The 21,917-nt window shown below is 68.1% G+C and carries 18 protein-coding genes; 8 read left to right on the plus strand and 10 right to left on the minus strand.

The features are described from left to right. Together ACLFRM_RS01750 and prfB are read right to left on the minus strand one after the other, a co-directional pair. Window positions 1–798: amino acid--tRNA ligase-related protein (locus tag ACLFRM_RS01750; RefSeq protein WP_410753911.1), on the minus strand; the 798-nt coding region annotated here is incomplete at its 3' end. 266 nt (window positions 799–1,064) lie between these two features. Then, window positions 1,065–2,163, minus strand: a protein-coding gene (gene prfB / locus ACLFRM_RS01755; RefSeq protein WP_410753912.1) for a peptide chain release factor 2 whose coding sequence is annotated in 2 segments (ribosomal slippage) — window positions 1,065–2,087 and window positions 2,089–2,163 — 1,098 coding nt in all. Because the reading frame shifts where the segments join, the coding sequence is not laid out codon by codon here. Window positions 2,164–2,711: 548 nt separating this feature from the next. Here prfB and dacB point away from each other — a divergent pair. Continuing rightward, a complete protein-coding gene (gene dacB, locus ACLFRM_RS01760) occupies window positions 2,712–4,184 on the plus strand; it encodes a D-alanyl-D-alanine carboxypeptidase/D-alanyl-D-alanine-endopeptidase (RefSeq protein ID WP_410753913.1) in 1,473 nt (490 codons plus the stop codon). A gap of 353 nt (window positions 4,185–4,537) precedes the next feature. Next, window positions 4,538–5,035, plus strand: a complete 498-nt coding sequence (locus tag ACLFRM_RS01765; protein WP_410753914.1) for an Hsp20/alpha crystallin family protein — start codon at window positions 4,538–4,540, stop codon at window positions 5,033–5,035. A 7-nt stretch (window positions 5,036–5,042) separates the two neighbouring features. Here ACLFRM_RS01765 and tilS read toward each other — a convergent pair whose 3' ends face one another. The 6 genes from tilS to pcnB form a co-directional block, all read right to left on the minus strand. Beyond that, window positions 5,043–6,458: a tRNA lysidine(34) synthetase TilS gene (tilS, locus tag ACLFRM_RS01770; RefSeq protein ID WP_410753916.1), complete on the minus strand. Its 1,416-nt coding sequence runs from the start codon at window positions 6,456–6,458 to the stop codon at window positions 5,043–5,045. Then, window positions 6,439–7,398 (minus strand): acetyl-CoA carboxylase carboxyltransferase subunit alpha, encoded by a 960-nt coding sequence (locus tag ACLFRM_RS01775; RefSeq protein WP_410753918.1) that lies wholly within the window; start codon window positions 7,396–7,398, stop codon window positions 6,439–6,441. Before ACLFRM_RS01775 ends, tilS begins: the two co-directional genes overlap by 20 nt. 144 nt (window positions 7,399–7,542) lie before the next feature. Then, a complete protein-coding gene (gene panC / locus ACLFRM_RS01780) occupies window positions 7,543–8,418 on the minus strand; it encodes a pantoate--beta-alanine ligase (RefSeq protein ID WP_410753920.1) in 876 nt (291 codons plus the stop codon). Further along, a complete protein-coding gene (gene panB / locus ACLFRM_RS01785) occupies window positions 8,418–9,200 on the minus strand; it encodes a 3-methyl-2-oxobutanoate hydroxymethyltransferase (RefSeq protein ID WP_410753922.1) in 783 nt (260 codons plus the stop codon). Before panB ends, panC begins: the two co-directional genes overlap by 1 nt. Continuing rightward, on the minus strand, window positions 9,197–9,790 hold the full coding sequence (folK, locus tag ACLFRM_RS01790; RefSeq protein ID WP_410753923.1) for a 2-amino-4-hydroxy-6-hydroxymethyldihydropteridine diphosphokinase: 594 nt from the start codon (window positions 9,788–9,790) through the stop codon (window positions 9,197–9,199). Before folK ends, panB begins: the two co-directional genes overlap by 4 nt. Window positions 9,791–9,805: 15 nt before the next feature. Beyond that, on the minus strand, window positions 9,806–11,146 hold the full coding sequence (gene pcnB / locus ACLFRM_RS01795; RefSeq protein ID WP_410753925.1) for a polynucleotide adenylyltransferase PcnB: 1,341 nt from the start codon (window positions 11,144–11,146) through the stop codon (window positions 9,806–9,808). Window positions 11,147–11,865: 719 nt separating this feature from the next. Between pcnB and ACLFRM_RS01800 the strand changes: the two genes are divergently transcribed. Genes ACLFRM_RS01800 through ACLFRM_RS01825 form a run of 6 tightly spaced genes read left to right on the plus strand, consistent with a single transcriptional unit; the run spans window position 11,866 to window position 17,887 of the window. Further along, window positions 11,866–14,745 carry a monovalent cation/H+ antiporter subunit A gene (locus ACLFRM_RS01800; protein ID WP_410753926.1) on the plus strand — a complete coding sequence of 960 codons (2,880 nt, stop codon included), beginning with the start codon at window positions 11,866–11,868 and terminating at the stop codon, window positions 14,743–14,745. Further along, the gene (locus ACLFRM_RS01805) at window positions 14,742–15,113 is read left to right on the plus strand and encodes a Na+/H+ antiporter subunit C (protein ID WP_410753928.1); all 372 of its coding nucleotides are present in this window, start codon (window positions 14,742–14,744) and stop codon (window positions 15,111–15,113) included. The genes ACLFRM_RS01800 and ACLFRM_RS01805 overlap by 4 nt, the downstream gene beginning before the upstream one ends. After that, entirely contained in the window at window positions 15,110–16,726 is a 1,617-nt protein-coding gene (locus tag ACLFRM_RS01810; protein WP_410753930.1) for a monovalent cation/H+ antiporter subunit D, read from the plus strand. The genes ACLFRM_RS01805 and ACLFRM_RS01810 overlap by 4 nt, the downstream gene beginning before the upstream one ends. Then, entirely contained in the window at window positions 16,727–17,260 is a 534-nt protein-coding gene (locus ACLFRM_RS01815) for a Na+/H+ antiporter subunit E (protein ID WP_410753931.1), read from the plus strand. After that, window positions 17,257–17,526, plus strand: coding sequence for a K+/H+ antiporter subunit F (locus tag ACLFRM_RS01820; RefSeq protein ID WP_410753932.1), 270 nt, complete (start codon window positions 17,257–17,259; stop codon window positions 17,524–17,526). Before ACLFRM_RS01815 ends, ACLFRM_RS01820 begins: the two co-directional genes overlap by 4 nt. A 13-nt stretch (window positions 17,527–17,539) precedes the next feature. After that, the gene (locus ACLFRM_RS01825) at window positions 17,540–17,887 is read left to right on the plus strand and encodes a Na+/H+ antiporter subunit G (protein WP_410753934.1); all 348 of its coding nucleotides are present in this window, start codon (window positions 17,540–17,542) and stop codon (window positions 17,885–17,887) included. Between the two features lie 118 nt (window positions 17,888–18,005). Here the strand turns inward: ACLFRM_RS01825 and ACLFRM_RS01830 are convergent, their stop codons facing one another. Both ACLFRM_RS01830 and gltX read right to left on the minus strand, forming a co-directional pair. Then, window positions 18,006–20,138, minus strand: a complete 2,133-nt coding sequence (locus ACLFRM_RS01830; RefSeq protein WP_410753935.1) for a PAS domain-containing protein — start codon at window positions 20,136–20,138, stop codon at window positions 18,006–18,008. Between the two features lie 162 nt (window positions 20,139–20,300). Continuing rightward, a complete protein-coding gene (gene gltX, locus ACLFRM_RS01835) occupies window positions 20,301–21,704 on the minus strand; it encodes a glutamate--tRNA ligase (protein ID WP_410753936.1) in 1,404 nt (467 codons plus the stop codon). Between the last annotated feature and the right edge of the window lie 213 nt (window positions 21,705–21,917).

The following is a 21,917-nucleotide window of genomic DNA, read 5'->3' on the forward strand; positions in this document are numbered from 1 at the left end:
GTTGTGCCGCGTGGACAGCCCCTCGTTGCGGAAGTTGCGGTTGATCTCGTAGACCCGCTCGAAGCCGCCGACCACCAGGCGCTTGAGGAACAGTTCCGGGGCGATACGCAGGTAGAGCGGCATGTCGAGCGCGTTGTGGTGCGTGACGAACGGCTTGGCCGCCGCGCCGCCGGGGATGGCCTGCATCATCGGCGTCTCGACTTCCAGGAAGCCGCGGGTGTTGAGGTAGTCGCGGATGAACTGGATCACGCGGCTGCGCAGGCGGAAGGTCTCGCGGGCGGCCTCATTCATGACCAGGTCCAGGTAGCGCTGGCGGTAGCGGGCCTCGGTGTCGGACAGGCCGTGGAACTTGTCCGGCAGCGGGCGCAGGCTCTTGGTGAGCATGCGCAGGTTGTCGACGCGCACGGAGAGCTCGCCCTTGTTGGTCTTGAAGAGGACGCCCTCGCCGCCGACGATGTCGCCGATGTCCCAGGTCTTGAAGTCCTGGTAGGCATCCGCGCCGATGTCGTCGCGGGCGACGTATAACTGGATGCGCCCGGACTGGTCGAGGATGGAGAGGAAGCTGGCCTTGCCCATCACCCGCTTGGCCATGATGCGACCGGCGACCGCCACGCGCACGGTGTTTTCCTCGAACCACGGCTTGTCGTGCTCGCCGTACTCGGCCTGCAGTTCCCCGGCCATGTCCTCGCGGTCGAAGTCGTTGGGGAACGGGTTGCCGGTCTCGCGCAGCTTTTTCAGCTTCTCGCGGCGCTCGGCAATCAGTTGGTTCTCGTCGAGGGCGGGCTTTTGCTCGGCCATGGTTTCGGCTCTTGATGGTTGGATGGGCCGGGCGTGCCCGGCGTAATCGTGTTCGGCGGTTTATCACATCGCTGTGGGAGCTTGCCTGGCAAGCGAATCGCGCCCTTGTCCTCCGACTGGGGCGCGCGTCCCCGTTTCGGCCGTATGCTCGGCTTGGGCGGGGGCGGCCGCTGTCGCGGCCTTCGCGAGCGAGGCTCGCTCCCACAATGGGGTTTTTCCTTTTGCGAGCGGGGCTCGCTCCCACAATGGGGCTTCGTTCTGCCGCTTTACAGGCCGCTCTTGAGGCTGGCCTCGATGAACGGGTCGAGGTCACCGTCGAGCACGGCTTGCGTGTTGCCGGTCTCGTGTCCGGTGCGCAGGTCCTTGATGCGGCTCTGGTCGAGCACGTAGGAGCGGATCTGGCTGCCCCAGCCGACGTCGGCCTTGGTGTCCTCGACGGCCTGCGCCTCGGCGCGGCGCTTCTGCATCTCCAGCTCGTAGAGCTTGGCCTTGAGCTGCTTCATCGCCCGGTCGCGGTTCTGGATCTGCGAGCGCTCGGACTGGCAGGCCACCACCACGCCGGTGGGGATGTGCGTGAAGCGCACCGCCGACTCGGTCCGGTTGACGTGCTGACCGCCGGCCCCGGAGGCGCGGTAGACGTCGGTACGGATGTCGGCCGGGTTGATCTCGATCTCGATGTTGTCGTCGACCTCGGGGGAGACGAACACCGAGGCGAACGAGGTGTGGCGGCGGTTGTCCGAGTCGAACGGCGACTTCCTCACCAGGCGGTGCACGCCGGTCTCGGTGCGCAGCCAGCCGAAGGCGAACTCGCCCTCGAAGCGGATGGTGGCCGACTTGATGCCGGCGACCTCGCCGTCGGAGATCTCGGTGATCTCGGTCTTGAAGCCGTGCTTCTCGCCCCAGCGCAGGTACATGCGCAGCAGGATGGAGGCCCAGTCCTGTGCCTCCGTGCCGCCGGCGCCGGCCTGGATGTCCATGAAGGCGTTGGACTCGTCCATATCGCCGGAGAACATGCGACGGAACTCGAGATCCTCGATCTGCTTCTCGTAGGTGGCCACGTCGGCCTCGACGGCGGCGATGGTGTCCTCGTCGTCTTCCTCGCCGGCCATCTCGAGCAGTTCGCGGGCGTCGGTCAGGCCATCGCGCATCGCCGAAAGCGTGTCGACGATGCGCACCAGCGAGGCGCGCTCCTTGTTCAGTGCCTGGGCGCGGTCCGGGTCGTTCCAGACGTCGGGCACCTCGAGTTCACGGTCGACTTCTTCTAGACGTTCCTTCTTCTCGTCGTAGTCAAAGATACCCCCGGAGCGACTCGGAGCGCTCGATGAGGTTGTCGATACGATTCACAATCGGGTTGATTTCGGCCATGGAAGTGCGGTTTCGCCTGTCGTCGATTGGGTGGCAAGAAAGGACCTGCGTCTCGAACCCGGACCACGCCCGGGAACGGCGGAAAGGGCGTTCGGGAAGGTCTGCACGAATCCGATACCGCTCTGCGCGTCTTGAGCCGGGTAGATGCAAGGCGCTCGTCCGCCGCGGAAGGGTGGTTCCCTTCCCAAGGACGACAACGCAGCTGATGCCCGGCTCAAGGCGCGCCCTGCGGGGCTTGGCGAGTCGCCCGTGCTCTGCGTTGCGATGCCTTGACGTGGCCGCCGGCACGTCGGCGACATCGCGCCTTGATCACGAACGACTCGCCGAGCCAGAGTGGCATCGGATTCGTGCAGACCTTCCCTAGTTTACTGAATGGCAACGGTTACCTCAAAGCGCGTGACGACGCGGCCGCGCCGGCGTATTCCCCGGCGTTTTCCCTGTGGCATCATGAGCGCCGGCCATGCGCCGTCACATGCCCAGCTGCCCAGTGACGATCCGCCTTTTCCCGACAGCGCGGATCGCCCGAACACCGGATACACCGATACCCTATGCAACTGCCACTGACCACCCGATTCGCTGCCGGCCGCCGCGCGTGCGGCCGGCTCGCCCAGGCGGCCCTCGCCGGCCTGCTGCTCCTCCCGCTGGCCGTGACGGCGAACGACGCCCTGCCCTCGAGCGTCCGGTCGGAGCTCGCTGCCCAGAAGCTCGACGCCAACCAGCTTGGCCTGTGGGTTCAGGCCGTCGACAACGACACGCCGCTGATCAACCACCAGGGAGACCGCCCGTTCAACCCCGCCTCGGTGATGAAACTGGTGACCACGGTCGCCGCGCTGGACGTGCTCGGACCGACCTTCGAGTGGAAAACGGAATTCCTCGCCGACGCCCGGCCGGTCAGCGGGGTGATCGAGGGCGATCTCTACATCAAGGGCTACGGCGACCCCTGGTTTCGCAGCGAGGATCTCTGGGACGCGGTACGTCGGCTGCGCGAACTGGGCGTGCGCGAGATTAGCGGCGACGTGATCCTCGACGACTCCTACTTCGCGCCGATCACCGCCGACCCGGGCGAGTTCGACAATCGACCGGATCGCGTCTACAACGCCCTGCCCAATGCCCTGCTGCTCGACAACCGTGCCGTGCGCATCGCCATCACGCCGCACGGCGAAGGTGAATCGGCGGTGAGCACCTGGCCGCCGAACCCGCGCATGGCGCTGACCAACAGCCTCAACCTGGTCGACCAGCCCTGTCACGGCAACACCAACCAGCCGGTGATCGACATCCGCAACCCCACCGACCCGGGCGCGGAGATCCAGGTCCGCGGCACCGTCTCGCGCCAGTGCTCGCCCCACCTCTACTACCGCGTCGCCGGCGACCCGCACGATGCCTTCTTCCACGCCTTCAAGGAACTGTTCGAGGCTGCCGGCGGCACGATCACCGGCACCTGGCGCCGGGGGCTGGTGCAGTCCGGCTCCAAGCGCCTGCTCACCCACGACTCGCGACCGCTGTCGAACTACCTCTGGCTGATGAACAAGTGGTCGAACAACGTGATGGCACGCCAGATCATGCTCACCATGGCTGCGGAGATCGAGGGCGCCCCTGCCACCGAACTCAAGGCCGCGCGCGTGATCGAGCGCTGGGCCGCCGACCGGGAACTGGACTGGGACGGCGCCGTGGTCGAGAACGGCTCGGGGCTCTCGCGCGTCTCGCGCCTGACACCGCGCCAGATCGGCGAGATGCTGCGCTCGGTCTGGAACAGTCCCTACATGTCCGAGGTGATGTCCACCCTGCCGATCGCCGGCATCGACGGCACCATGAGAAAGCGGCTGACCAACGGCTCGATTCGCGGCCACGCCCACATCAAGACCGGCACGCTACGCGACGTGCGCGCCGGTGCGGGCTATCTGCTGGCGCGCTCCGGTCAGCGCTACGTCGTGGTCATGCTGCACAACGAGCAGGGCGTGCAGTACGGCGGCGGCACGCGCGTGCAGGACTCGTTGCTGACCTGGTTGTACGAGAACGGCTGAACCTCGTCGCCGGCTTGCCCCGCTCACGGCAGGAGCGTCTTCGGGCGCGGTCTCGGGTTGCGTTTCGCGGCCAAGGCCTCCCCTGCGGGGTTTCTCACCTTGGGAACTTGCCCTGCAAGCGAATCGCGCCGGTGGCGAGAGTCCCCGATTCGAATGGCTGATTTCTCCAACGGAGACGGCCGCTTGCGCGGCCTTCGCGAGCGGTGCTCGCTCCCATGACTGGGCTTGGAGTCGATCCGTCACGCACGCCGATGACTCGACCTCAACCGCACCGCCCAGGCGCTTGAAACGCGGCGCCCGAGGCCCAATTATCGTCGTCAGGAACTCACCCAGGCTACCCATGGAGGTGCAGCATGGCGACGATTGATCGAATTCGCGACCGCTTCGAACAGATCGGCACATCGATTACCGAGGGCTGGCACCGTCTGACCGACGCCGCCGGCCAGGCGATTACCCGCTTCACCCCGAGCCACCGCGAGTCGGCCGACCAAGGCCGCGATCTGGAACGGCGCAATATCGGCTGGGGCCTGCTGCCGGTCGAGGTGTTCGACCAGGACGCCCATGTCGAGGTGCGCCTGGAGGCACCGGGGCTGGAACGCGATGACATCGAGGTGGAGGTGCTCGACGAGCATCTGCGGATTGCCGGCGAGAAACGCGTCGAGCGGGAGCACCGTGAAGGCGAATACCACGTGGCCGAGTGCGCCTATGGCCGATTCGCACGACTGGTTCCCCTCCCGGCGCCGGTGAAGGCCGAATCCGCCAGGGCGGCCTATCGCAATGGTGTGCTCAGCGTGACGCTGGAAAAGGCCGGCGGTGCACGACGCAAGCGCATCGAGGTGCAGGCAGGCTAAGGGCAGACTAACCGGGCTGGCCCGAGCGCCGCTCGACCAATGTCCAGGCCGGCTCCCCCGGGGCCGGATGGAAGCCCGCGTCCACCAGCCAGTGCTCGCCGGCCAGCACGGCGGCCAGTCGACCGTCGACCTCCACCCCGATGGCCGCGGGGCGTTCCCACGGCGGGATGCCCCGATCCTGGAACCATTGCTTGACCGGCAGGCTCGGCCGCCCCTCGGCCGGGCGCAACCGTTCGCTGCCGCCGACCGGGCGCAGGCGCCACCCCTCCCCGCCCGCCGCGAGGACCAAGCGGTCATCCACCCCCTCGGCAACCGCCCGACGGCAGAGCTCGCGCCCCCCGTCGACGGGCAGGCAATCGCGATCGGCCGGCCAGTCGAGCGACGGCGTCGGCTCGGGCAGCACCCTGAGCCAATGGATCCGATCCCGGTAACGCCGTAGCTGGCCACCCGGCCATTCGAGCAACGGCTGGCGATCGGCCGCGGCCCGTCGCAATTGCGCCAGCCACTCGCCGAGGCGTTCCGGTGGAGGCGGCAGGCAACCCAGGCGGGCCAGCCACTGGCGCAGCAGGTTGCACTGGCGATGCGGCGGCAAGGCGGCGGCCCTGCGCCAATCGAGCGTCGGCCCGTCCAGAGACTGGTCGGCGTCCATCTCGGCCAGTTCACTCAGCAGACCTTGCTCCATCGCCAGTCGCTGGGCACTGGTGCGCATCCGAGCGACGGCATCGGGCCAGTAGGCCCGCAACGCGGGCAGCACGTGATGGCGCAGGTGATTGCGGGCAAAGCCGGGGTCGTCGTTGGCCGGGTCATCGACCCAGTCGAGCCCACTCGCCCGTGCGGCCGCCTCGAGCTCGGCGCGGGGGGTTTCCAGGAACGGCCGCCAGTGGGCAAACGCCCCGCGCGGACGCCAGGCCGACATCCCCGAGAGCCCCTGCCCGCCCGAACCGCGCATCAGCGCGAGCAGGATGGTCTCTGCCTGGTCATCGGCGTGGTGGGCGGTGACCAGCACGGGTGGATGGGACGGGCTCTCGACGGCCGCATCGCGCAGCGCCTCGTCGAGCGCGCGGTAACGGGCCTCGCGGGCGGCCGCCTCGGTCGAGCCGCGCCCGGCCCCGACCGTGGCGCGCTTGACGGCTACCCGGTGCAGCTCGAACGGGCAATCATGGAGACGGGCCTGTTCACGGGCGATCTCGGCCCAGTCCGGGGCGTCGGGGTGCAGTCCGTGATCGACGTGGACCACGGAAAGGCGGGCGAAGCGCCCATCGTCGCGCCAGCGCGCCAGTTGCACCAGCGCGCCGAGGGAATCGCGCCCGCCGGAGCTGGCGAGCAGGACATGGGCGTCGTGCGGCGGGCAAGCCGGCCCGGCCGACCGGTCGTCGCCGGCCGGCGGCTGCCGACGGGCGGCATTAGCGTTCGATGAACTCACCGTAGCTCATCAGGCGCTCGTAGCGCCGCTCGAGCAGCGCCTGGGTCGGCCGGTCGATCTGGGCGAGCACGGCCTTCTTGAGACTGCTCTTGAGCGAGCGGGCCATGGCCGGCACGTCGCGGTGCGCCCCGCCGCAAGGCTCGGGAATCACCTCGTCGACCAGGCCCAGCTCCTTGAGACGCTCGGCGGTGATGCCCAGCGATTCGGCGGCCTCGGGGGCCTTCTCGGCGCTCTTGTAGAGGATCGAGGCGCAACCTTCCGGGGAGATCACCGAGTAGGTGCTGTACTGGAGCATCATCACGTGGTCGCCCACGCCGATGGCCAGCGCGCCGCCCGAACCACCCTCGCCGATCACGGTGACGATGATCGGGGTCTCGAGCTCGGCCATCACGTAGAGGTTGCGCGCGATCGCCTCGCTCTGGCCGCGCGCCTCGGCGTCGATGCCCGGGTAGGCGCCGGGCGTGTCGATGAAGGTCAGCACCGGCAGGCCGAACTTCTCGGCCAGTTCCATCAGGCGCTTGGCCTTGCGGTAGCCCTCCGGGCGCGGCATGCCGAAGTTGCGGCGGATCTTCTCCTTGGTGTCGCGGCCCTTCTGCTGGCCGATGACCATCACCGGCAGACCGTCGAGGCGGGCCATGCCACCGATGATCGCCGGGTCGTCGCCGAAGGCGCGATCGCCGTGCAGCTCGCGGAAATCGGTGAACACCCGCTCGAGGTAGTCGGTGAGATACGGGCGCTGCGGATGGCGGGCCAGCTGGTTGACCTGCCAGGCGCCGAGATTGGCGAAGATCGACCGCGTCAGATCCGTCGACTTGGTGCGCAGCCGCTCGATCTCCTCGTCGATGTCCAGGCCCTGATCGTCGTCCATGAGCTGGAGCTCGCGGATCTTGGCCTCGAGTTCGGCGATCGGCTGTTCAAAGTCGAGATAGTTCGGATTCATAGACGCCTGCGCGGTGTGGGCGGGTAGTGGGTATGCCGTCTCGCCATTGGCACCGGGACCGAAATGGTCGCCCGTGGTCGCGAGACAGACGCGTATTGTGCCGAAATTGCGTCCGCAGCGTAAATCCGCGGTGCTCCCGGCCCGTCAGCGATCGCTTTCGGTGTTGGCCGGGTGCGGGGTGTGCACGGCGAGGTTGTCGATCAGACGGACCTTACCCAGGCGCGCGGCGACCAGCAGCCGCCCGTGCGAGACCAGCCGGGTCTGCTCCTCGAGCCGCTCGTCGTCGCAGTAGACCAGGTAGTCGACCTCGAAACCCTGTTGCGTGAGCCAGTGGCGGGCCGCTGCAAGCGTCGCGGCCACGCTGTGCCCACCGGCCAGCGACTCGGCCGCGCGCTTGAGCGCCCGGTGGACGGCAGGGGCCTGGCAACGCTGCTGCGAGTCGAGAAAGCGGTTGCGCGAGCTGATCGCCAGCCCGTCGGGTTCACGGTGGGTCGGCTCGATCGCCAGCTCCACCGGCATGTCGAGATCGGCCACCAGCCGCCGGATCACGGCCACCTGCTGGGCATCCTTCTCGCCGAAGACGGCCACGTCGGGCCGCACCAGGTTGAACAGCTTGGTCACCACGGTGGCCACGCCGGTGAAGTGCCCCGGGCGCACCGCGCCTTCGAGGCGCTCGCCCAGCGGGCCGGGATCGACGCGCACGATGTCGTCCTGGCCATGGGGGTAGAGCTCGGGTTCGGTCGGCAGGAAGACCGCCGCCACCCCGGCGCGCTCGAGCAGCTCGAGGTCGCGTTCCTCGGTGCGCGGATAGCGCGCGAAGTCGTCCGGGTCCTCGAACTGCAGCGGGTTGACGAACACGCTCACGATCACGGCATCGGCGCGTTGCCTGGCGTGCTCGATCAGCGCGAGGTGCCCGGCGTGGAGGTTGCCCATCGTCGGCACGAATCCCACCCGACGGGCCTCGAACTCGACCGACTCGCGCCAATCGCGCAGGGTCTCGATGTCGCGGATCACCTGCATCAGAAGCTTTCCTCGGGAGTCGGGAAACGCCGCTCGCGCACGGCCTCGACAAAGGCGGCGAACGCGCCCCGGATCGAGCCGCCCTCGACGAGGAAGTCGCGCACGAAGCGCGGCGGTTTCTCGGTCACACCCAGCATGTCGTGCATCACCAGCACCTGGCCGTCGGTATCCGCCCCGGCACCGATGCCGATCACCGGCACCTCGACCGCTTCGGCCAGCGCGCGGCCCAGTTCGCTCGGCACGCATTCGACCACCAGCAGGTCGATGCCGGCGGCGACCAGCGCCCGAGCATCGTCGAGGATGCGGCGGGCATCCGCCGCCTCGCGGCCCTGCACCCGGTAGCCGCCCAGCTTGCGCACGCGCTGGGGCAGCAGACCGACGTGGCCGCAGACCGGCACGCCGCTGCCGGTCAGGGCGCGGACGATCTCGGCCTTCTCGGCCCCGCCCTCGAGCTTGACCATGTCGGCCCCGCCCTCGCCCATCAGCCTGGCTGCGGCATCCAGCGCACGCTCGACGGTCGCATCGGAGAGAAACGGCATGTCGGCGATCACCAGCGCATCGCCCACGCCACGGCGCACCATGGCGGCGTGATAGGCGACGTCATCGACGGTGACGGCCAGCGTGTCGCGCTGCCCCTGGACCACCATGCCGAGCGAGTCGCCCACCAGGAAGGCATCCACCCCCGCCGCGGCCGCGACGCGCGCAAGGCCGGCCTCGTAGGCGGTGAGCATGGCGATGGGGCGGCGCTCGCTCTTGGCCTGGCGCAATCGGGTACGGGTCATGGCGACCTCCGCGTGGGAGTGGTGCGGGCGCCCTTGGCGCGATTCGGCCGGCTGTGTCCCGGGGCGGTGGCCCGGCCCTCGTCACCATGGCGTTCCCAGCGCATGGCACGCAGGAATCGCAGCGGGTGATCGGCGACCGCCTCGAGAAACCCGGCCAGGGCCGTGCCGTCGGGCAGGCGGGCGTCCGGGCGGATCTCGAGCCAGGGGGCGAGCACGAAGTGCCGGCGGACGATCTCCGGGTGCGGCACGGTCAGTTCGGACGTGTCGAGCTGGCGATCACCGAAGGCGAGGATGTCCAGGTCCAGCATCCGTTCCCCCCAGTGGCGCGTGTACGAGCGGCCCGCCGCGCGCTCCAGACCCTTCAGGGCGCGCAGCAGGGCTTCCGGAGCCAGGGCCGTTTCGAGCTCGGCCACGGCATTGACGTAGTCGGGCTGGTCCTGCGGGCCGATCGGCGGGTTGGCGTACAACCCGGAGACGGCACGCACCCGGCAAAGCGGCAGGCTGTCGATGGCCTCGATGGCCCGCTCGATCTGGTCGACCGGATCGCCGAGATTGGCGCCCAGGCCGATGGTGGCAATTTCCCGAACCATCCCTGCCTCCCGCGATCAGCCTTTGGCGGATTGCGGCTTGCCGCCGGGCTTGCGACGACGCGGGCGACGGCGACGACGTTTCTTGCCGAAGTCCGAGGGCTGCAGGGCCTCGATCGGTGCCTCTTCGCGGCTGGAGCGCTCCGGGGCATGACGGCGCCAGAAGCTGCAGACGGCCTCGTCGACCTCGTTGGTGCGCGAGCGCAGACAGAGGAAGTCCACTGCGGCGCGGAACCACGGCGCCTCGGTCAGCGCGCGCTGTTCCTCGGTCAGCTTGTCGCCGGACTTGCCGGCCGGCGGGGCATGGCGCTCGAGATCCGGCTGCAGCGACCAGATCGCGCGGATGATCTCGGCGAGCCGGCGCGGGATCATCAGACGGCGGGCGGCGACGGCGAGCACCTCGTCGGCGGCGAGAACCAGGGCGTCCTCCATGGGCACGCGCTGGTGCATCCACTGGACGCGGTGACGGCCCAGCATCCGCCAGAACAGGCCGGCGAACAGGAAGGCCGGGTTGACCGGCAGGTCCTTGGCCACCCGCTCGTCGGTGGCCTCGAGCACCGGCTCGATCAGCACCCAGTCGCTGGCCGGGTCGTTGGGCTCGATCCAGGTGGCCAGGTTGTCGAACAGGTACTCGAGCAGGCCGAGGCGCTTGAGTTCGAGCACCGTCTGGCGCCCGGCGCCGCCCTGAAGCAGCTTGACCGTCTCGTCGAACAGGCGTGCCGGGGAGATGTCGGCGAGCGTCTCGCGGCAGTGCGCGATGGCCTGCTCGCTGTCGGGCGTGAGGTGAAAGCCGAGCTTGGCGGCAAAGCGCGCCGCGCGCAGCATGCGCACCGGGTCCTCGCGGTAGCGGGCCTCCGGTTCGCCGATCACGCGCAGGCGACCGCTGCGGATGTCGGTCAGGCCCTCGACGTAGTCGACCAGTTCCCCGGAGGCGAAGTCGAGGTAGAGGGCGTTGCAGGCGAAGTCACGCCGCCAGACGTCCTCGTCGATGCTGCCGAAGACGTTGTCGCGCGTGATCATGCCGCCGTCGGCGCGCTTGACCTCGTCGGCATCGCCGCCACGGAAGGTAGTCACCTCGATCAGCTCGTCGCGGAAGACCACGTGCACGATCTTGAAGCGCCGGCCGATGATGCGCGCGCGCTTGAACAGGCGCTTGACCTCTTCGGGGCGCGCGTCGGTGACCACGTCGAAGTCCTTGGGGTTGCGTCCGCGCAGGAGATCGCGCACGCAGCCACCGACGGCGTAGGCCTCGAAGCCGGCCTCGTGCAGTCGCTCGAGGACGAACCGGGCGTTTTCGCTCAGGTCGTTGATCGAGAGGCCATGGGTCTCGGCGGGTATTCGGGTCTGGATTGCTGTCACGTTATCCGTCAAAACGGTCTGCCATTTGTCGCCGTGGCCGGCATCGACCCGGTTCGGGCGTCGAGCGGGCCGGTCGCGTCGATCGAACGCGCCGACGGGCCACGCAGTGGGTTGGGGAACCCCTGTACGGATTGCAGCGCCGCGCCGGCCGGGCCGGGGGAGGTGCCATTCGTGCAGAGGCTCCGCAGAAGAAAGCGTGAAGTCTATCACCATGGAAACTCTGCGCGATGCGATCGTGCCTCGACCGGACCGCCAAGCACCTGTCTACAAGGCGCCGTTCGCGGTGAATGCGGCGCTCCTTCCCGGGATCGCAACGTCGCAGATGGGCCCCTGGCGACCCGGCAGGACGGGACCAACCCCATAGTCGCGCCTTGGATCTGGCACCTGCTGGGTTGCCCCCGGAAAGGGAGTGCCCTACCGCGGTGGACCGCCGCGCATCTGCCCGCCTCAGGTCAGACAGAGCGTATGGCAATTCGTGCAGACTCCCCCAGCGACAATGGCCAGCGGCAATGGCGGGAGCCACCCGCGGCCATTGGCCGGAGCGACCGGCTCGGGCCGCCTCGCGCGCGCCCGCAGGACAAACACGTCGACATGCCCGCAAATCCCGTGCTGCCGCGGGTTTAGCGCCCTGGATCGGCAAGTTCTATGCTAGGATTTTGCGCTGATTGTGCCGTGATTCACGGCCGCAGCCCCATTTCACCCGCATAAGGACGGTGTTCGTGAACGCGATCGAACTCTTGGCCGCAGTCGTCTTGCTGCCGTTCCTGGCCGCCCCGCTGGCGGCCTGGAGCGCACGCATCAATCGTTATGCGGCCGCCTGGGTGGCGGGTGGCGTCACGCTGCTTGCCCTGGTGATCTTCGCCTGGCTGGTCGTCCTGCACAGCGGCCAGATGCCCGTGGCCACCTCGCATGCCTGGCTCGAGGCGGCAGGCCTGACGTTCGGTTTCCGCCTCGACGGCCTGTCGCTGCTGTTCACCGGCCTGATCCTGGTGATCGGCCTGCTGATCGTCGTCTACGCGCGCTACTACCTCTCGCCCAACGATTCGATGGGGCGGTTCTTCGCCTACCTGCTGATGTTCATGGGCGCGATGCTGGGCGTGGTGCTCTCCGAGAACATGATCAACCTGGTCATCTTCTGGGAACTGACCTCGCTGACCTCGTTCCTGCTGATCAGCTACTGGCAGCATCGCAAGGAAGCCCGCTACGGCGCGCGGCTGTCGCTGGCGATCACCGGCGCCGGGGGGCTGGCGCTGCTCGGCGGGGTACTGATCCTCGGTCACATCGTCGGCTCCTACGAGCTGACCGACGTGCTGGCCGCGGGCGACCTGATCAAGAACCACGAGCTCTACGCCCCGGCGCTGATCCTGATCCTGCTGGGCGTGTTCACCAAGTCGGCGCAGTTCCCGTTCCACTTCTGGCTGCCCAACGCCATGGCCGCACCGACGCCGGTGTCGGCCTACCTGCACTCGGCGACGATGGTCAAGGCCGGCATCTTCCTGCTGGCGCGCTTCTTCCCGGCGCTGGCCGGCACCGAGCTGTGGGTGATCATCGTCTCCACCGCCGGCCTGATCACCTTCCTGCTGGGTGCCTACACCGCGCTGTTCCGGCATGACCTCAAGGGGTTGCTGGCCTACTCGACCATCAGCCACCTGGGGCTGATCACGCTGCTGTTCGGCTTCGGCACGCCGCTGGCCGCGGTGGCGGGCATCTTCCACATCATCAACCACGCCACCTTCAAGGCCAGCCTGTTCATGGTCGCCGGCATCGTCGACCACGAGACCGGCACCCGCGACATGCGCCGTCTGGGCGGGCTGATCAAGTACATGCCGCACACGGCGGCGCTGGGCATGATCGCGGCGATGGCTATGGCTGGCGTGCCGCTGTTCAACGGCTTTCTCTCCAAGGAGATGTTCTTCACCGAGTCGGTACGCGTGGCCGGCGACATCGGTCCGGTGTGGCTGCTGCCGATCCTGGTCTCGATCGGCGGGCTGTTGTCGGTGGCCTACTCGCTGCGCTTCGTCCACGACACCTTCTTCGGCAAGCCCGACGGCGACCTGCCCAAGAAGCCCCACGAGCCGCCCGGCATGATGAAGCGCCCGGTCGACCTGCTGGTGGTGCTGTGCCTGGCCGTGGGCATCCTGCCGGCGCTTGTGGTCGGGCCCTTGCTGCACGTGGCCGTCACCGGCGTGCTGCAGGCCGAGCCGCCCGACTACAGCCTGTCGTTGTGGCACGGCTTCAACCTGCCGCTGCTGATGAGCGCGGTGGCCCTGATCGGCGGCCTGGTCATCTACCTCTACCGGGCGCCGATCTTCCGCTGGCACGCCCGTTCGCTGGCGCATCTCGATGCCCGTGCCGTCTACAACCGCGCCATGGAACTCCTGATGCGCGCCAGCACCGGGGTCACCGGGGCGCTGGACAACGGCCGGCTGGGCCGCATCGTGATCCTCACGCTGCTGTTCTCGCTGATCGCCGGGCTGGTCGGCTACGTCCAGACCGTCGGCCTGCCGGGCGTGCAGACCGCACCCGACCGCGGCACGGTCGAGGACAGCGGCGACTGGGTGACCTGGCTCGGCATGCTCCTGATCATCATCGCCGCGGTGGTCACCGCCATCGGCCATCGCCAGCGACTGTTCGCGGTGATCTCGATGAGCGTGGTCGGCCTGGGTGTGGCCATGATCTTCGCGCGCTTCTCGGCACCGGATCTCGCCATGACGCAGCTGTCGGTCGAGGTGGTGACCATGATCCTGTTGCTGCTGGCGCTGTTCTACCTGCCGCAGCAGTCGCGCCGCCTGTCGTCGCCGAGCCGTCGCTGGCGCGACGCGGGCATCGCCACCGTCATCGGCGGCGGGATCGCCGCGCTGACCTACGCGATCATCAGCCGGCCGTTCGAGACGATCTCGGGCTACTTCCTGGAGCATTCCGTGCCGGGCGGTGGCGGCACCAACGTGGTCAACGTGATCCTGGTCGACTTCCGGGGCTACGACACCTTCGGCGAGATCACGGTGCTCGCGCTAGCCGCGCTGGGCATCTTCGCCATGCTGCACAACCTGTCGCTGCCCTCCTCGCGTCGCGATCCGTTCGGACGTGCCTGGAGCGATGACCCACACCCGCTGATGCTGCGCACCTTCGCCCAGATCATCCTGCCGCTGACGCTGCTGTTCGGTATCTACGTGTTCCTGCGCGGGCACAACGAACCGGGCGGGGGCTTCATCGCCGGGCTGATCGTCGCCAGTGCGCTGGTGGCGCAGTACATGGCCTTCGGCATCGAGAACACCGAACGCAAGCTGCACCTGCCGATCCACGGCGTGATGGGTGCAGGCCTGCTGGTCGCGCTGGGCACCGGGCTGGTGGCCATGGTGGTCGGCGTGCCCTTCCTCACCTCCAACACCTGGCACTTCACGCTGCCGGTGGTCGGTGAGATCCACCTGGCCTCGGCGATCGGCTTCGACCTGGGCGTGTTCCTGGTGGTGGTCGGCTCGACCATGCTGATCCTGCTCAATCTCGGCCGCCTGACCGACCACGCGGTCGAACATCCCGACTACGCATCCATCGAGGCAAGCCCCGCAAGCGGAAAGATCCGCGGGGAGAGAAACGCATGACCAACCTGGCCATTTCCCTGCTGATCGGCGTGCTCACCGGGGCCGGCGTGTACCTGGTGCTGCGCGCGCAGACCTTCCCGGTGGTGCTGGGGCTGACCCTGATGTCCTACGGGGTCAACCTGTTCCTGTTCACCATGGGCCGGCTGCACACCGCCGCCCCGGCGGTGGTCGGAGCGGCCGAGCACTCGGCCGACGCCCTGCCCCAGGCGCTGGTGCTGACCGCCATCGTGATCGCCTTCGCCATGACCGCCTTCGTCATCGTCCTGGCGCTCAAGGCGCGCGCCGCACTGGGCAACGATCACGTCGACGGCACGCACATCCCACAGGCCGACCGGGTGATCGAACGCCGCAAGGAGCCGCGCGCATGACCGCCAACCTGATTTCCCTGCTGGTCCTGCTGCCGGTCGCGCTGGCGGCCATCCTCGCCATGACCGACCAGCGCGCGCCGGGACTGTCGCGCGGCATCAGCCTGGCCGGGGTGGCGGTGCTGCTGGTCGTCAGTGTCGGGCTGCTGGTCACGGGACAAGGCAACACCCCGCAGGTGATCGAGCTGGGCAGCTGGGCCGCGCCCTTCGGCATCGTCTGGGTGTTCGATCGCCTCTCCGGGCTGATGGTGGTGCTGACCTCGATCGTCGCGATGCTCGCCCTGCTCTACGCGGTGCGCCGCGAGGAGGATTCGGCCGGGCCGCATTTCCACGCCCTGTTCCAGGCGCAGCTGTTCGGTCTGAACGGCGCGTTCCTGACCGGCGACCTGTTCAACCTGTTCGTGTTCTTCGAGGTGCTGCTGCTCGCCTCCTACGGGCTGCTGCTGCACGGCAACGGCCGCAAGCGCACCCGGGCGGGATTCCACTACGTGGCGGTCAACCTGATCGGCTCGACGCTGTTCCTGTTCGCCGTCGGCGCGCTGTACGGCACGGTCGGCAGCCTCAACCTCGCCGACATCGCGCTAAAGCTGCCCGAAGTGGCGCCGGATGCGGTGCCGATCGTCACCACGGCGATCTTCCTGCTGTTCACGGTGTTCCTGATCAAGGGGGCGGCCTTCCCGTTGTATCTCTGGCTGCCGGGCGCCTACGCCTACGCCTCGATCCCGGTCGCCGCGCTGTTCGCGATCATGACCAAGGTGGGGCTGTACTCGGTGCTGCGCGTCGACTCGGTGATGCTCTCGGGCAACAGTATCGGCGGACTGGTCGAGACCACTACCCTTATCGCTCCGTGGCTGCTTTGGCTGGGCCTGGTCACCCTGATGCTCGCCGCGCTCGGCGTGCTCGCCGGGCGATTCCTGCGCCGGCAGGTGGCCTACCTGATCGTCGCCTCGGTTGGCATGATCCTGATCGCACTGGGTCTGGTAACCGGCTCGGAGCGTGAACTGGCGATCAGCGGCGCGCTGTACTACTGGATTCACACCACGGTACTGAGCGCCGGGTTCTTCCTGCTGGCCGGTCTGCTGGTGCGCCACCGCCCCGAGGCCGGCGATGCCTTCGAGACCACGCCTCCCATGCCGCACGCCGTGCTGGTCGGCTCGCTGTTCTTGGCCTACGCGATCGCGATGGCCGGCCTGCCGCCGCTGACCGGGTTCTTCGGCAAGGTGATGATCCTGGCCGCTGCTCTGGACAGCCCGTTGATGGCACCGATCTTCGCCGTGGTGCTGATCAGCGGCTTGCTGATGGTGATCGCCCTGGCGCAGGCCGGCAGCCGGCTGTTCTACCAGTCGCAGGCCACGCCCGGGCACCCCGCTCATCCCACTGCGCGCGACCAGCGCACGCCGCTGCCCGGGCTGACGCTTGCCATCGCTCCGCTGGCCGTCGCCACCGTGATGGTGGTCGGCGCCCAACCGCTATCCGACTGGCTGAATGTCACCGCCGAGCAGATCACGACGCCGTCGAGCTACAAGGAGGCGGTGATGCCCGATGGCATCCTGTCGCCGGACACCGCGCCCGGCAAGTACGGCCAAGATTACCCGGATTACGAGGGAGGTCACTGAATGCGCCGCATCCTGCCTCAACCCCTGCTCAGCCTGGCCCTGTGGGTCAGCTGGCTGGTGATCAACAACAGCCTCCACCCGGGCACCATCGTCATGGGGGCGATCGTCGCGCTGATCATTCCCTGGATCACGCACCGCTTCTGGGAGATCCGGGCCGGGGTCAAGAGCCCGGCGGCGCTGCTCGGCTACATCGGCATCGTGCTGGTCGACATCATCCGCGCCAATTTCGTGGTCGCCCGCCAGGTGCTGGGGCCCAACCGGGCATTGCGCTCGCAGCTGTTCGAAATGGAGCTCGATCTCCGCGGCTCGCTGCCGGTGAGCATCCTCGCGGCGACCATCACGCTCACGCCCGGCACGGTCTCCTGCCGGATCAGCCCGGACCAGACCCGCCTGTGGGTGCACGCCCTGCACGCCGACGATATCTCCGAGGAGATCGCGGAGATCAAGCAGCGCTACGAATCGCGCCTGATCCGCGTCTTCGGCCAGGCCGGCGATGCCGGACGGGCAGCAACCAACCCGGAGGCAGAATCATGATCCACGTCAGCCTCGGCATCGCCCTGGTCCTGATCGTCATCGCCATGGGCCTGGCGACCTATCGCCTGTTCAAGGGCCCGGACCAGGCCGACCGCGTCCTCGCGCTCGACACCATGTCGATCAACGCGATCGCCCTGCTGATCGCGCTGGGGATCTGGTTCGAGACCTCGATCAACTTCGAGGCGGCGCTGCTGATCGCCGTGCTGGGCTTCATCACCACCGTGGCGTTGAGCAAGTACCTGATTCGCGGCGACATCGTCGAATAGCCCGGAGGCCATCATGCTTTTCGAACTCATCGTCAGTTTCCTGATCCTGTTCGGCGCCGCCTTCGTGCTGCTGGGCTCGCTGGGCCTGGCCAAGCTGCCGAGCTTCTTCATGCGCCTGCACGGGCCCACCAAGGCATCGACACTGGGCGTGGGCAGCATCCTGCTGGCCTCGGCGGTGTATTTCACCAGCCGCGGCGGCCTGTCGGTCCACGAGATCCTGATCCTGATCTTCCTGTTCCTGACGGCGCCGATCAGCGCCCTGCTGATGGCACGCGCCGGCATCCACCGGGAGCTCTCGGGCGACAACCCGCGTTACGGCGAGGCCAATGGAAAGCCGAACCGGGAGGACGGCGGAGACTAGCACCGGTCGGCGAACGACGAACGCCCCGTGTCGACCGGGATCGACACGGGGCGTTCGTCGTGAGGCGTACCTGTCATGAGCTCTCCACTCGGCCCGCCGGCCGACAAGCTCCCTGCCGTCATCCCGCCTGTCCGCAGACCCGATGCAGCCGCGCCACGGCCTCCAGCAGGTCCGCGGTCATCTCCCAGCGCTCCCGGCTGATGTAGAGCCGCACGGCCACGGTACCGCGCTGGACGACCGGCTCGGGCAACATCACCACGCTGTGGCCGACAGCGGTGACGACGGCAGGACTGCCATACCCGCCCTCGACCGAATCGGCGCTATCGCTGTGCACCCAACGCCCCTCGCCGCTGACCACGACCCGCCCCAGCTCGTCGGCCAGGGGGCGCAGCAAGGCCTGGTGATGGCGAAGGCTCTCGGGCAGGTGGTCCTCGAGGTAGGCGATCAAAGCGGCGCGATCGTGGATCTCCGCCGTGGAGAGCGAGATGGTCCGCACATCGAGAAACGGACTCTCCGCCTGATCGGCCAACGAGACGGCCAGCGACTCGCGCTCGGCGGGCGGCAACACCGCGCAGCGTGCCGTGAGGTGATCGAGCTGCGCCCGCAGGGCGTGCAAGTCGACGGCCCGTGCCGGCCGCAGCATGCCGATCATGCGTTCCGGTTGGCCATCGCCGTCGCGCAGCACGCGGAGTTCCAGCCACATGGAGCCCGTGGCCGTTTCGCCGCTGACCCGGACCTCCAGCGCCAGCCAGTCCACCGCCCCACGGGCGAAGTAGGCCGGCAGGGCCGTCTCGGGGTCACCGGCGAGCGGGGAGGCCGAGTCGTTGGGCTCGAAGAGGTCGAACAACTGCCTGCCGACCAGCTCCTCGCGGCCCCGTCCCAGCCACTCGGCCGCCTGGCGATTGGCAACGATCACCCGCAGGCGATCCGCATCGATCTCGAGCAGGCCAAGCGACGGCATCTCGAGCCAGGCGTGATGCCAGAATTCGCACTCGCGCCGGATGTCGGCGCACCGGGCGCGATAGCGACCGCGCAGGAAGCGCCACAGGAACAGCAGGGCCGCAAACAGCCCCAGGGTCGAGAGCATGGCCGTGAGGCCCAGCCACTTCTCCAGCTGATCGACCGGCGCGAGCACGTCGCGGCGATCCTGCAGGACCAGCAAGCGGGCGGACAGGCGCGGCAGATCGGCCGTGGCATAGACACGATCACGCCCCTCGATCCGAGTCACGCCCTCGTCGGCATCCGGGTCGCCCTCGATCTCGGACAAGCCCACCTGGATGCGATCGACGATCGCCGCCGGCGTCTCGCCCACGGTCGCGGATTCGCCACGCGGGTCGAGTACCAGCATGGGCCAGAAGCTCGAGCCGCTGGCGGGGTCTTCCGGGGTGTTGATCAGGAGCGTGCTCAGCCCTTCGGCCGCCCGCACGCGCCGGACACTGTCCTCGACGTCCGCCAGGAGGCCGTCGGTGTTCAGCCGGGTCCAGAGCATCAGGTACCACGGCCCGCGGGTGACCGCCGTGCGCTCGTCGTAGATCGGAACGATCCAGAACAGGTCGACACCACCACGCCCACGGATGAACCGGGTGACCGTCTCCACCTTCCCGGTCACCGCGGCCTGGTCGAATGACTGCATCTCGGGCGGGACGACACTGGTCGTTCCGGTCTGCAGCCGCGGATTACGGTCCGGGTCGAGCAGCGTGATCGAGCGGAAGCGGCCGACCAGACTGCCCTGACGCAGGCTGTCGGGGAACTCGTCGACCCGCCCCTCGTCGAGTCTCTCGACCCAGTCTCGCAGCCAGTCACGCCGCTGGGCCAGCGCCTCGACCTGCTGGTCGCGCTCGTCCACCCAGTTCTCCAGCTCGATGGCCCGGATCGCCGCGAGGTTCGACACCTCCCGTTGCGCCTTGTCTAGCAGCAGCGGGGCGTACTGCCGGGCGGCTACCACGGCGATGAATATCTGCATCACGGCGATCAGCACCAGCGCGACCAGCATGGCGGTCAGCCAACCCTGACGAGGACGTGTCCGCTCGGGACCGAAATCGACCCGGTCTTCCCGGGCGATGGTCAACCGGTCGACCAGCACGTAGAGCATCGCGCCGGTGACCAGCACGAATATCTCGCCGAAGACCAGCCCGGCAGTGGAAATCTCCCAGTGGGCCCCGCCCAGCCGGCCCAGCAGCCACTGGGTGACCCAGATCCACAACGAGGCCAGCAACAGGTAGGCGACCGTGATCGGCAATGCCGGTCGCATGGCCCCGATCCTCATGGGAACCTCGAAAAACCTATTGCGCCACCCGATTGCCGCGTCGCGTGCTCGCTCGTTTCTCGCCTATCTTGTTGATCTGTCTCGTCACTCACTGTGCGGCTCCTTGCACTCGGGCGGCTCATGACGGTTTTTCGAGGCGCCCTCACGTCAGGCGCCGATCCGGTCCCGGAAGGCGTTGAGGCGCTGGATGCTGCGTATACGGCCCATCAGCTCCAGGATCACGCCGAAACTCGGCGACGAGGTGTGCCCCAGCAGGGCCAGTCGCAGCACCGGCCCCACCTTGCCAAGCTTGAGTTCGAGGGTACTGGCCACGCCCTTGACCGCCGCCTCGAGCGTGTCGCTGCTCTCCCAGACCGCATCGTCCTCGAGCGCGACGATCAGCGCATCGACCACCATCGCGGCCGAGGCATCGAGCTTTTCCATTGCCACGGGGTCCGGCTCGACGGCATCCAGGTAGAAGGGACGAGCCTGCTCGGCCATCTCGACCAACGTGTGTACCCGGTCGACGTAAGCCGGCACGATCGCAGCGGGATCGGGGCCGGTCTTGTCCGGATCGATGCCCAGCTGGCCGAGGTGCCAGCGCAGCTCGGCGGCGACGTCGGCGACCGGCAGCTCGCGCATGTAGTGCTGGTTGAGCCAGCGGAGTTTCTCGGGGTTTATGCTCGAGGCAGAGTGGTTGACGTCCTTGAGGTCGAACAACTGCACCAGCTCGGCACGCGAGAAGATCTCCTCGTCACCGTGCGACCAGCCCAGGCGAACCAGGTAGTTGAGCAGCGCCTCGGGCAGAAAGCCATCGTGGCGGTACTGCACCACGCTGACCGCGCCGTGGCGCTTGGAAAGCTTCGCCCCGTCGGGGCCGTGGATCATCGGCAGGTGCGCGAACTGCGGCGGCTCGACACCAAGTGCGCGGTAGAGGTTGATCTGACGCGGTGTGTTGTTGAGGTGGTCATCGCCACGCACGACGTGCGTGATCCGCATGTCCATGTCGTCGACCACCACCGTGAGGTTATAGGTCGGCGTGCCGTCACCGCGGGCGATGATCAGATCGTCGAGTTCGTCGTTGCGGAAGGTCACCCGACCACGGATGGCGTCCTCGACCACCACCAGCCCGTCGAGCGGATTCTTGAAGCGCACCACCGGCTTGACACCCGCCGGCGGCGTGCCGGTGAAGTCGCGGTAACGGCGATCGTAGCGGGGCTTCTCGCCGCGCTTCATCTGCGCCTCGCGCAGCTCGTCGAGTTCTTCGCGGGTGGCGTAGCAGTAGTAGGCCTTGCCCTCGGCAAGCAACTGGTCGATCACCTCGCGGTACCGCTCCATGCGCTCGGTCTGGTAGAACGGCCCCTCGTCGTAGTCGAGCCCCAGCCAGGTCATGCCCTCGAGGATCGCGTTGACCGACTCGGCGGTGGACCGTTCGCGGTCGGTATCCTCCACGCGCAGCACGAATTCGCCGCCGTGGCGGCGGGCGAACAGGTAGCTGAACAGGGCCGTGCGGGCGCCGCCGATGTGCAGGTAGCCGGTGGGCGACGGGGCAAAGCGGGTGCGAACGGTCATCGATACCTCGTTGGGAGCAATAAGCGGCCGACCTGTCCGATCGACAGGGGCACGGGCGGAAAACTGGGGTGGAAGTATAGCGGTTTGCCGGCGGATGACTGAACCGTCCCCCCGACTTGCCACCCTGCGCAAATGCCGTCACGAATGGCACGGCAATTGCTTCACGAGAACGTCAAGCCATCAATTCCATCCGGCCCCGTCGAACCGACCGGG

Source organism: Guyparkeria sp., assembly GCF_046540515.1.
In the GTDB taxonomy this organism is placed as follows: Bacteria; Pseudomonadota; Gammaproteobacteria; order Halothiobacillales; family Halothiobacillaceae; genus Guyparkeria.